The organism is Flavobacterium sp. AJR (assembly GCF_002156885.1).
Taxonomy (GTDB): domain Bacteria; phylum Bacteroidota; class Bacteroidia; order Flavobacteriales; family Flavobacteriaceae; genus Flavobacterium.
The window spans coordinates 20,472-32,700 of record NZ_NCWQ01000078.1 but is presented as its reverse complement, the minus strand read 5'-3'; the positions used below and the strand labels follow the sequence as shown (position 1 = coordinate 32,700).

The 12,229-nt window shown below is 32.4% G+C and carries 8 protein-coding genes; 5 read left to right on the top strand and 3 right to left on the bottom strand.

The window, feature by feature from the left end; genetic code table 11:
* Positions 1 to 70: 70 nt before the first annotated feature.
* The gene (gene htpG / locus B8T70_RS18805; RefSeq protein WP_039111640.1) at positions 71 to 1,954 is read right to left on the bottom strand and encodes a molecular chaperone HtpG; all 1,884 of its coding nucleotides are present in this window, start codon (positions 1,952 to 1,954) and stop codon (positions 71 to 73) included.
* 183 nt (positions 1,955 to 2,137) lie between these two features.
* Here htpG and B8T70_RS18800 point away from each other — a divergent pair, with 183 nt between their 5' ends.
* The 3 genes from B8T70_RS18800 (at position 2,138) to B8T70_RS18790 (ending at position 4,451) form a co-directional block, all read left to right on the top strand.
* Positions 2,138 to 2,644 carry a lipocalin family protein gene (locus B8T70_RS18800; RefSeq protein ID WP_039111639.1) on the top strand — a complete coding sequence of 169 codons (507 nt, stop codon included), beginning with the start codon at positions 2,138 to 2,140 and terminating at the stop codon, positions 2,642 to 2,644.
* A gap of 29 nt (positions 2,645 to 2,673) precedes the next feature.
* Positions 2,674 to 3,363 (top strand): OmpA family protein, encoded by a 690-nt coding sequence (locus tag B8T70_RS18795; RefSeq protein WP_039111638.1) that lies wholly within the window; start codon positions 2,674 to 2,676, stop codon positions 3,361 to 3,363.
* A gap of 137 nt (positions 3,364 to 3,500) precedes the next feature.
* On the top strand, positions 3,501 to 4,451 hold the full coding sequence (locus B8T70_RS18790) for an ABC transporter ATP-binding protein (protein ID WP_039111637.1): 951 nt from the start codon (positions 3,501 to 3,503) through the stop codon (positions 4,449 to 4,451).
* Between the two features lie 273 nt (positions 4,452 to 4,724).
* Here B8T70_RS18790 and B8T70_RS18785 read toward each other — a convergent pair whose 3' ends face one another.
* Positions 4,725 to 7,136, bottom strand: a complete 2,412-nt coding sequence (locus B8T70_RS18785) for a S9 family peptidase (RefSeq protein ID WP_086895829.1) — start codon at positions 7,134 to 7,136, stop codon at positions 4,725 to 4,727.
* A 265-nt stretch (positions 7,137 to 7,401) separates the two neighbouring features.
* Here B8T70_RS18785 and B8T70_RS18780 point away from each other — a divergent pair, with 265 nt between their 5' ends.
* Positions 7,402 to 8,409 (top strand): 3-oxoacyl-ACP synthase III family protein, encoded by a 1,008-nt coding sequence (locus B8T70_RS18780; RefSeq protein WP_039111628.1) that lies wholly within the window; start codon positions 7,402 to 7,404, stop codon positions 8,407 to 8,409.
* A 143-nt stretch (positions 8,410 to 8,552) separates the two neighbouring features.
* Positions 8,553 to 9,224, top strand: coding sequence for a copper homeostasis protein CutC (locus B8T70_RS18775; RefSeq protein WP_086895828.1), 672 nt, complete (start codon positions 8,553 to 8,555; stop codon positions 9,222 to 9,224).
* A gap of 396 nt (positions 9,225 to 9,620) precedes the next feature.
* Here B8T70_RS18775 and B8T70_RS18770 read toward each other — a convergent pair whose 3' ends face one another.
* Positions 9,621 to 12,035 carry an outer membrane beta-barrel family protein gene (locus B8T70_RS18770; RefSeq protein ID WP_086895827.1) on the bottom strand — a complete coding sequence of 805 codons (2,415 nt, stop codon included), beginning with the start codon at positions 12,033 to 12,035 and terminating at the stop codon, positions 9,621 to 9,623.
* Positions 12,036 to 12,229: the final 194 nt, after the last annotated feature.

Here is a 12,229-nt window from a genome sequence, read left to right as displayed (position 1 = left end):
TTTTTAAACAAAAAGCCTCTCAAGTATAACTTGAGAGGCTTAGTAATAGTATGGCTTTTATAGCCAAATATTATTTTATCATTTCAAAACTTCTTTTTACAAAAGCAGTTAATGCTTCTCCTTTTAATAAGTTTTGAGATAATTTGGCTAAATCTAATGCTTGTTTAACCAAATGTTCTTGATGTGTTTTATCTTCGGTATTCAAGATGTTAGTAGCTAAATCAGAATTTGTGTTTACTACCAAGTTGTACATCTCTGGCATATTACCCATACCAAACATTCCAGAACCACCTGATTGACTCATTTCTTTCATTCTACGCATAAATTCTGGTTGCGTAATGATAAATGGAGCAGCTTGACTATCCATAGCTTCTAGTTGTACACTATATGCTTTTGGAATATAAGATTCTAAAGATGTTTTTAAAGCTTCTTTTTCTTCTTCAGATAATTTAGAAATCGTGTTTTCGTCTTTCTTGATTAAGTTATCAATATGATCAGAATCGACACGTACGAAAGTTACATCTTTATTGTCACCTTCTATTTTCTGAATTAAATGTGAGATAATAGGAGAATCTAAAAGTAATACTTCGTATCCTTTTTCTTTTGCTGTTTCAATATAAGAGTGTTGTGCATCTTTATTTCCAGCATAAAGAACTACCAATTTTCCGTCTTTATCGGTTTGGTTATCTTTTAATTTCTCTTTTAATTCTTCAAGAGTAAAGTAAGTACCATCTACTGTTGGATACAATACAAATGCACCAGCTTTTTCGTAGAATTTATCTTCAGAAAGCATTCCGTACTCTAAAACGATTTTAATGTCGTTCCATTTTGCTTCAAAATCAGCGCGGTTTTCAGTGAATAATGCTTTTAATTTATCTGCTACTTTACGAGTAATGTAGTTTGATATTTTCTTAACAGCACCATCAGCTTGTAAACCTGAACGAGAAACGTTTAACGGAATGTCTGGAGAATCGATAACTCCTTTTAACATTGTTAAAAATTCAGGAACAATTCCTTCTACATTATCAGTTACATAAACCTGATTTTGGTATAATTGAATTTTATCTTTCTGAATTTGCATATCCGAACCTAATTTAGGGAAATATAAAATTCCTGTTAGGTTAAACGGATAATCCACATTTAAGTGAATGTTGAATAACGGATCTTCGAATTGCATAGGATACAACTCTCTGTAGAAACTCTTATAATCCTCATCAGATAATTCAGTTGGTTGTTTAGTCCAAGCTGGATTTGGGTTATTGATGATGTTGTCAACTTCAATAGTTTCGTTTACATAATCTTCAGGAGCATCTTCTGGCTTAGGAAGAGTTTCTGTTCTAGTTCCGAATTTAATAGGAATAGGCATAAACTTATTATACTTATTCAATAACTCGTAAATTTTAGAATCTTCTAAAAATTCAAGAGAATCTTCGGCAATATGTAATACGATTTCAGTTCCACGTGTAGTTTTGTCAGTTGGCTCCAAAGTAAATTCTGGGCTACCATCACATGTCCAATGTGCAGCTGGTTCGTCTTTATATGATTTAGTAAAGATTTCTACTTTCTCAGCAACCATAAAGGCTGAGTAAAAACCTAGACCAAAATGACCAATAATTCCTGAATCTTTTGCAGAGTCTTTATATTTATCCAAAAATTCCTCAGCTCCAGAAAAAGCGACTTGGTTGATGTATTTTTCAACTTCGTCGGCAGTCATTCCAAGACCTTGGTCAATAATGTGGATTTTTTTACCTTCTTTGTCAATTTTAATTTCAATAATTGGATTGCCATATTCTACTTTGGCTTCACCAATACTAGTTAGGTGTTTTAATTTTAGAGTAGCATCGGTTCCGTTAGAAATCAACTCACGCAAGAAAATTTCGTGATCGCTGTATAAGAATTTCTTGATTAAGGGAAATATGTTTTCTACCGAAACATTAATTTTACCTGTTGTCATATTTTTTAAAATTTAAGTTTAACGTTATGCTTTTCAGATTCTTCAAATAAGATACCAATTGCTAATAGGGTGACAAATTGGCGTAGGTGTTAATTGTGAAAGAAAAAAAAATAATTTTTAAACAAATTTAATTTTTTTGCATTGTATCTTTGTAGGAGTATTAATTTTAAATTTGCTAAAACGATGAGAAAAATTATTTTAATATGCATATTAGCCGTAACGGTTTTTGCATGCAAATCAGCTTCTACAGCAACGACATCTTCTAATGGAGCTGAACCGCTTTCTACAAAACTTGATAAGTCGACTCAAGTAGCAATTAAAGGGAATTGGGTTTTAACCAATGTTTCTTATCCGGGTTCAGAGTATATTAAAGTAAATTCATTTGATCTTGCTGATTCTAAGTGTTTTATTGGTAGTACTTGGAACTTTATTTCAAACAACAACAAAGGGTCGATGGCTTTAGCATCATCTGGTTGTACTGATTTTTCTTCTCCAATTGTATGGAGTATTAATAGTCAGGGTATGTTTGTTCTTAAGATTCTTGATGCTGGTATAAAAGCAAAAAAAGTGAGAGACGGATATTTATTGAAAATTGGTGGTTTAACTGAAAATTCATTTCAATTAATTGATAATATCAATGTTGGAGGACAAGTTAAAGATGTAGTATACCAATTTCAGAGAGCTAATTAATATTAAAGAATACATAAAAAGATAAATATATGAAAAAGATAACAGTTTTAGGTTTGAGTACTTTACTTGTATTAACAAGTTTTTTTACAAGTTGCGATTCAGTTAAGAATGCAAATAATACTCAAAAAGGTGCAGGAATAGGTGTTGCTGCAGGTGCTCTTATCGGGGGTATTCTTGGAAACAATTTAGGACGTGGTGGAAACGCTGCTTTAGGTGCTGCTATTGGTGCTGCTGTAGGTGGTGGAACTGGTGCTCTTATTGGAAACAAAATGGACAAACAAGCTCGTGAAATTGATCAGGCTTTACCAGGTGCTACTGTAGAAAGAGTAGGAGAGGGTATTCATTTAACTTTAAATGAAAATTCTGTTCGTTTTGATACTAACAAATCAACATTAACAACTCAGGCAAAAGCAAATTTAGATAAATTAGTTCCTGTATTTAATGAGTACGGAGATACTGATATTCAAATTTTTGGTTATACAGATAATACTGGTAAACCAGAATATAACTTAACACTTTCAGGACAAAGAGCTGCTTCTGTGCAAGCATATTTAGTTTCAAAAGGATTAAAATCTACTCGTTTCAAAACTTCAGGTTTAGGAATTGCTGATCCAATTGCTACAAATGATTCTCCAGAAGGAAGAGCGCAAAACCGTCGTGTAGAGTTTGCTATTACTGCAAATGACAAAATGGTAAATGATGCAAAAGCTGGTAAATAAGGTATTGCTTCTTAGCGAATAAATTAAAAGCTGTTTCTTGTGAAGCAGCTTTTTTTTGTAGATAATTTAATAACTTTCTCTAAGTTATTTTTATCAAAGCAACTATCTTTGTATCCTCAATTTTTCAATGCCAACTAATGCTTCAAGTTCAAGATATTTCTTTTTCGTATACCGAAAAACCTGTTATAAAAAATGTTTCTTTTACCATAAATAAAGGCGAAAATATTGCTATTATTGGCGAAAGCGGCTGCGGAAAAAGTACATTACTTAAATTAATGTACGGTTTATATGATTTAAATGGAGGTACTATTTCTTATAATGAAAAACCTGTTTTAGGGCCTAAATACAATTTGGTTCCCGGAATGCCTTATATGAAATATCTGGCGCAGGATTTTGATTTGTCTCCTTTTGAAACCGTTGCTGAAAATGTCGGGAAGTTTCTTTCGAATGGTTTTGCTAACATGAAAAAACTTCGTGTTCAGGAATTACTGGAAATGGTCGAAATGGAACAATTCTCGAATGTAAAAGCAAAATTATTAAGTGGAGGACAACAACAAAGAGTCGCTTTAGTAAGAGTTTTGGCTTTAGAGCCAGAAGTAATTTTGCTAGACGAACCTTTTAGCCAAATAGATGCTTTTCGTAAAAATGCTTTACGCCGAAATTTATTTAGATATTTAAAACAAAAAGGGATTACTTGCATTATAGCAACACATGATAGCACGGATGCTTTGTCATTTGCAGATGAAGTAATTGTAATGCGAAATGGAGAAGTTCTTGCTAAAGATAATCCAACAAAAATATACGAAGATCCAGAGACGAAATATGTGGCTTCACTGTTTGGTGAAGTAAATGAAATTGCTACTCATTTATTGCTTCCTTACGAAGATGAAACGCACAAAACGCTTGTATATCCACATCAATTTAAGATGGTTCCAGAATCTAACTTATTAGTAAAAATTAGAAGAACCTATTTTAGAGGAAATCATTATTTGATAGAAACGGTTCATAAAAGACAGTTAATCTTTTTTGAAAGTGAAATAGATTTACCTGTTGAACAGGAAATATTTTTAAGTTTAAATTATCTGTAAATTAGATAATTCTTTTTGATACTACAAAATAGCAACCCCTACAGGTTTTTTAAAATCTGTAGGGGTTTTTGTTTGTGGTAAGAAAGCTAGTTTTCTAGCCCTGATGGGAACGGCATCCTTTTATGGCGGTCCCGAAGCCTCGGGAGCCATAAAAGATATAGTGTACAGCAGGATTAGCTCTTTAATAAATTAAGTATAGTATGAAACGAAAAAATCCCCTAAATGATGAGTTTAGGGGATTCTTGGTGTATTAATTGAGAAGTTTCTCAGTAATTAATTTTTCAAATATTTCTCTAAGAACTGATCTTGTTCCCAAAGTAAATGCAAAATATTTTCTTTAGCTACATATCCATGAGATTCTTTTGGTAAAATCACCATTCTTGCAGGACCACCCAATCCTTTTAAAGCTTGGAAATAACGCTCTGTTTGCAATGTAAAAGTCCCAGGGTTATTATCGGCTTCACCATGTACTAATAGTAGTGGTGTTTTCATTTTGTCGGCATGCATAAATGGTGACATTGTGTTGTAAACATCTGGAACTTCCCAGTAATTACGTTGTTCTGTTTGGAAACCAAAAGGAGTTAAGGTTCTGTTGTAAGCACCACTTCTGGCAATACCGCAAGCAAAAAGATTAGAATGTGTTAATAAGTTAGCAGTCATAAACGCTCCGTATGAATGTCCTCCTACAGCAACTTTCTTTCTGTTTATATATCCTAATGCATCTACAGCGTCTATTGCAGCTTCGGCATCATCTACTAATTGTGTAATAAAATTATCATTAGGTTCTGTAGTTCCTTCACCAATAATAGGGAACGAAGCATCATCTAGAACTACATATCCTTTGGTTACCCAATATATAAATGAACCATAGTATGGAAACGTAAATTCATTTGGGTTTTGGCTACTTTGTCCTGCACTGTTTTTATCCTTGTATTCTGCTGGATATGCCCAGATTAATAATGGTAATTTTTCTTTTTTGACTTTGTCATATCCTTCAGGTAAGTATAAAGTTCCAGATAATTCTACACCATCTTTTCTTTTGTACTTAATAACCTCTTTGCTTACATTCTTGATACTTTCAAAAGGGTTTTTAAAAAAAGTAACCTGAGTTAAGCTATTTTGTTTTTTTATGTTTCTAAAATAATAATTAGGATAGTCATTTTTAGATTGAATTTGTACCAAAACTTTTCCAGTTTTAAAATCTTCAATCTCTACTATATCTTCTTTTTTATCTTTAAATGTAGAAGTATACAGGCGTTTTGTTTTTAATGTTTTAAGATTAAGTTCGCTAATAAAAGGGAATTGACCATCTTTGGTAAAACCTTCGCCAAGAAGAAAAGCATTGTCGTTTTCTATAGCAAGAACGTATTTATTGTATTGGTTCTTTTTGAACTCAAAAGCACCTGGATCTGCATAGATATCTTGTGAGTTTCTATCGAAGATTACTTTTGGTTTCTGAGTTGCGTCAGATGGATTAATTAAATAGGTTTTAATGTTACGTGTATCATACCATTCGTCCATAAGGATTGCAGTATTGTCATTCCCCCAAATAATTTCATTAAAACGTTGAGGTGTTTTTACCAATGCAGTTGCTTCGGTATTAAATGGAGCATTCCAAAGAAATACTTCGTCTCTAAAATCAACTTTATTTGCAGGATCTCCACCATCTAAAGCTACAACATAAGAAAGCGTTGCTGGTTTATCGTTTCTCCATGACATTTCTCTTTTTCCTTTACGAACAGCCATAAAACCTTTTGGCATAATTTCATAAAGAGGAACTTCGTTTACGGTTTTTACTTCGGTACCGTTTTTATCATAAACTACCGCTTTTGATGGAAATCTTCCTAACGGGACAATATATGAGAATGGTTTTTGGATTGTAGTTAACATCACATAATTCCCATCTGGCGAAATTCTTTCAGAAGAGTACATATCAGCATTTTTAAATAAAGTAGCTGTACCGTTAATGTTTACTTTGTAGATTTCAGATGTGATGATGTTCTCAAAATTAGCTTCATCATTTTTGTTTTTCAACATATCTGCATAGGTTCTATTCTGCGATTTAGATCCATCGGCAGTAGAAACAATTGGACCTGTTGGTAAATCTTTTTTAGAATCTAATAATGCAGGTCTGTTTTTAGGCAACATCTTTACAAGAATTGTTTCGTTGTCGTTGAACCAACTAAATGGAGTTCCCAGATTAGCATTTAAATTTGCTTCGGTAAGTTTTGTTGCTTTTGCAGATGTAACATCTACAATCCAAAGTTCTACTCCGGTTTTTGTAGTATGAGTAAATAAGATTTTCTTATCGTTAGGCGACCATACAATATTACTGATTTGAGGAGCTGTTGGTAAACCCGATACTTGAATTTCTTTGGTATCGCTGATTTTTCTTAATTTAAGATTTTTTACATACGTAACCGTGCTCGAAATGTTTGTTACAGGATTGATTCTTAAACCTGCTAAACGAAGTTCTTCCTGATTTAAATCTTCTAATGTTTTATAGGTATTTCTGTAAGTTAATAGCATGAACTCTTTTTTTGTATCCATTGATACTGAAGGTGCTCTTTCGTAATCGGCTAAATCCAAAATAGATTTTGAAGGTTTCTGGTACGTCAGGTTTTCTTGAGCAAAAGCCACTAAGCCAAGATTTAAAAACAGAAATAAGGTAACTTTTAATTTCATAGTTGAAACTTTTATGATTAAAGATTGTTATGATTTGTCTAAAGTAGTCCAATCTTGTTACATTTTAATAATGAAAAGTGATTGTTATAAAAAAAAGCTTTAAATTTAATATGTTTTTCTTACAAATCAGAATGTGCTTGTGAAAAGTAATTAATGGGAATAATATATAGAATTGTTAATTACTAAAAAATCACTAAATTGTGTACATGATTTTTAAAAGATGTTTAGATTTGCAGTCCAATTTTTTAACGAATAATAAAAAAATATGTATCATTCAAAAATAGCGGGATTAGGATATTATGTCCCTTCAAATGTGGTAACCAATGACGATTTGTCAAAAATAATGGATACCAACGACGAGTGGATACAAGAACGAACAGGGATTGAGGAACGCAGACACATTATAAGAGGAGAAGATACTACAACTTCGATGGGTGTAAAAGCTGCCGAAATAGCTATCCAACGTTCTGGTGTAGCAAAAGAAGATATCGATTTTGTTGTTTTTGCAACATTAAGCCCAGATTACTATTTTCCAGGTCCTGGAGTTTTGGTACAACGTGATTTAGGATTAAAAACTGTTGGAGCATTAGACGTAAGAAACCAATGTTCTGGTTTTATTTACGCTATTTCTGTAGCAGATCAATATATTAAAACAGGAATGTATAAAAATGTTTTGGTAATTGGTTCTGAGGTTCACTCTACAGGTTTGGATATGACAACCAGAGGAAGAGGGGTTTCGGTAATTTTTGGAGATGGAGCCGGAGCAGCAGTTTTGAGTAGAGAAGAAGATACTACAAAAGGAATTTTATCTACACACTTACACTCAGAAGGGCAACATGCTGAAGAATTATCTCTAACAGCACCAGGAATGGGAGCTCGTTGGGTAACTGATATCTTAGCAGATAATGACCCGAACGACGAAAGTTATTTTCCTTATATGAACGGACAATTTGTATTTAAAAATGCAGTAGTACGTTTTGCCGAAGTAATTAATGAAGGTTTGGTAGCTAATAATCTACAGGTTTCTGATATCGATATGTTGATACCACACCAAGCAAACTTGAGAATATCACAATTTATCCAAAAGAAATTTGGCTTGAATGATGATCAGGTATATAACAATATTCAAAAATACGGTAATACAACCGCAGCATCTATTCCGATTGCATTGACAGAAGCTTGGGAAAAAGGAAAAATCAAATCTGGAGATACAGTTGTTTTAGCTGCATTTGGTAGTGGATTTACATGGGGAAGTGCAATTATCAAATGGTAATTTAATTTTTACATTATATTTTAAAACCTGTTCCTTTTGGAGCAGGTTTTTTGTTTAATTTCGGATCAGGATAATTTTATAAAATTGTATTGCCAGATTCAATGTAATTGAAGTCCGTGGCAATTGTTTAAGTATAATAAGAAATGGAAAAAAGCCAATTAGAGATTGCGTGTTTTAATCTTGATTCTGTCGAGATTGCTCAGGCAAATGGAGTAAACAGAATTGAGTTGTGTGTAAATATGAAAGATGGAGGAACAACTCCGGATTTAAATTTAGTTCGGGCAGCGAGAGAAAAAGCTACAATAGATTTAAATGTTATTATCCGACCTCGTGGTGGAGATTTTGTTTATACAGAAGCTGAGTTTGAGGAAATGAAAGAGAATATAATCGAATACAAAAAATGTAATGTTGATGGATTTGTATTTGGAAATCTTAATCCTGACGGAAGCCTAAATATAGAGCAAAATAGGGAGTTAATTAATTTAGCAAATCCGCTACCTTGTACTTTTCATCGTGCTTTTGATGTTGTTTCGGATGTGTCTAAATCTCTCGAAGATGTGATTAATTGTGGTTTTAAAACAATTCTGACATCAGGACAAGGAAAAAATGTAGAAGAAGGAATTGATGTTCTTATCGATGTTGTCCAAAAAGCAAATAACAGAATAGTAATTATGCCAGGTGGAGGACTTAGATCTACGAATATTGGATTACTAAAAGAAAAACTAGGAAATACTTTTTTCCATTCATCAGCAATTACCGATTCTGGCGAAACTGCGAGTGCAGTAGAGATTAATGCTCTAAAAGCTAAGTTGTAGTTTTAGTATGATGTGGTAAAAAACAAACACGAATTTCACGAATTGACACGAATTTATATGGCTAACTTAGTTTGTGAAATTAATTTCACAAACTAATTCGTGAAATTCGTGTTCAATTTTTTTTATAATATTTGTGCTTATATGACAGAGCTAGAGCCCGATTCCTTTATTTTTTAAAAATCCGTTTGTATCCGCGTCTTTCCTTTAGGAAATCTGCGTCATCCGCGTTCCATTTTTAGACAATCTATGGAATTTAGATATATCAAAAAAGCCCAGAGTGGCATACTCTGGGCTTTCTTTACTACAAAAAATATTCAAAAAGGTTTCGACTTAAGTTTATCCTAAACGGAGACGAACGACTCAACCTGACAATAAAATTCGAATAAGTGTGATGGATTAAAACATTCCTCCGCCGCCTTTACTCGTGTTATCTTCTCTTTGTTTACGTTGCAAGTTTTTAATTTTTGCTCCACCAAAATTATAGGTTAAACCTAAATAAACTGTTTGACTTTCCCATGTAAATTCTCCTGTATGCGGGTAAGGATAATTAGAATCAAAAGCATATTTCATGGTGTCAAATACGTCATTAAAACGTACACTAATATTCATCTTGTTGTCTAATAATGTATAACGTGTACCTATGTCCATTTTGTACATTTCATGACTATTATTTTGAAGTCCGTCTACACCGCCTCTGTAAAAACCGAATAATAAGAAACTGATACGTTTGTTTACTTTAAAGTTTGAGTTCATACGACCATTAAATGCAGCAACAGTAACTTTCCTTTCAATTGGATTACTCATTTTTGTTACAGGATCGTATAAAAACACAACACCTTGTTGGTTGATACTAGAAAAATCAATAGAAGGTTGGATATCCCACCACTTTGTGATTTTGTAATTTAACGAAACTTCAAAACCGTAAGAAGTATTATGATCATAGTTAGTGTAAGTCATAATTTGTTTGTTACCGCTTGGGTCTGTCTCATCAGGATATAAAATTCTGCTAATTTGGTCATTAATACTTCTGTAGAAAACACTAGTTGTAAAACTTCCTTTTTCAAGAGTTTTAGTATAATTTATTTCTACCGAATTAGTAAACTGTGGTGTTAATTCAGGATTTCCTAAAGAGGTTACTAACGGAGTAGAAAACTCACGAATAGGTTTTGTTTGTTCTAAACTCGGACGGTCTACACGACGGCTATAGCTTAATTGCAAAGTATTTTTCTCATCCAGTTTATATGTAAGATAAGCTGATGGATATAAAGTGATATAGTCATCATTAAATTTTTCAAGACCATGATTTAAATTAGCTGCTACTTTATAACTTTCAAAACGAGCTCCTAATTGGTAACTGAATTTTTTGTATTTCTGACCAAATGTTACATAAGCTGAATAAATATTAGTGTCGTAAGTATAATTAGTAACTGGAAATTCAGCAAGCGGATTTCCGGTAATATAATCATTATTTGTTTTAGTAATTCTAGCTTCGGCACCAGCCTCAAGGGTAGTTTTCTCGTTTAAAGGATTCACATAATCAATATTAAAAGTGCTTAATTTACGAGTAGCTTTAATTTGATCATCGTAAATTACGCTTTCTACAGTATTATCCGTTTTTGTAGATTGAGTATCAAAAGCAGCATATTGTGTTCCTTCATTATCACTATAGTTTCCTTCAAAATCTAAAGTATGGCCTTCTTTTTTAAAGATATGTTTGTAGGCTAAATTATAAGTACCAATTTTGTTTGGACCTGAGTATTTTGATTTCTGAAAAATATTAGAAACATCAGAATCTGTTAGATTATTATAATCAATGTTAGTGTCTACAAATCCTTTTCCGTTTGATTTATTTTGGTTGGTATAGACAGACAATGTGTTATAATCGTCAATTAAATAATCCATTCCAATTTTATACAAGTAAGAATCATTATCGTTTAGGACATTAATATCCTGAATGATTTCCGGATCAATTCTTTTGATGAAACCACTGTTGTGATAAGTTCCAAAATTCTGACCTACGTTTCCAAATAAATTTACTTTTCCAGTTTTATAATTCAAATCTAATGATTGATTGTATTTAGCTGTTTCCCCAAAAGTAATACCAGCACTATAACTTCCGTTGAAACCAGTGTTGGAGTTTTTGTGCAGAATAATGTTGATGATTCCAGACATTCCTTCTGGATTATATTTAGCACTTGGGTTTGTAATCAACTCAATTTTTTTGATAGAAGTTGATGGAATTTGTTTCAGTAATTGTGCAGGGTCAATATTTGATGGTCTTCCGTCAATTAATACACGTACATTATCGTTTCCACGAAGAGAAAGTTTTCCGTCCTGATCAACATTTACCGAAGGGATATTATTCATAATGTCTGATGCAGAAGCTCCAGCAGTTGTAAGATCCTTACCAACAGTAATTACTTTTCGGTCAATTTTTTGTTCAATAGTCGAGCGTTCACTAACAATGTTTACACCTTTAAGTTGAGTAGCTTCTTCCTCAAGAGCAACTTTAAATGTGTACTCTTTTTTTGAATCACTAAAGTATAAATTGGTTTTGTATGGTCTAAATCCGATGTATTGTATTTCTAAGATATAATTTTTTAAAGGAATATTTTTTAAAATAAAGTCTCCTTTATCATCTGTCACACCACTTGCGATTGTTTTTCCTTCTTCTTTTACGGCAACTGTTGCATAAGAAATTGGAGAATTAGTGGCTTTTTCTAGTACTTTTCCAGAAACACTTCCGGAATTTTGAGCTTGTACCGATGTTATCACTCCAATAAGTAATAACATGATAATTTTAAGTTTCATAAGATTTGATTTAGTTAAGGTTGATTAATTGATTATTTGATTGATGATTTTGTCTTTAAAATACAAGTTGATTATTCTTGCTGGAAATTTATTTAAAGACTCTATTAAGACTATTATATTAATTTTATGTTACAGGATTTGCGAAAAAAAATAGTTGAATTATTGTTTTTTCTTTGTTTTTCAGGTATTTAAGA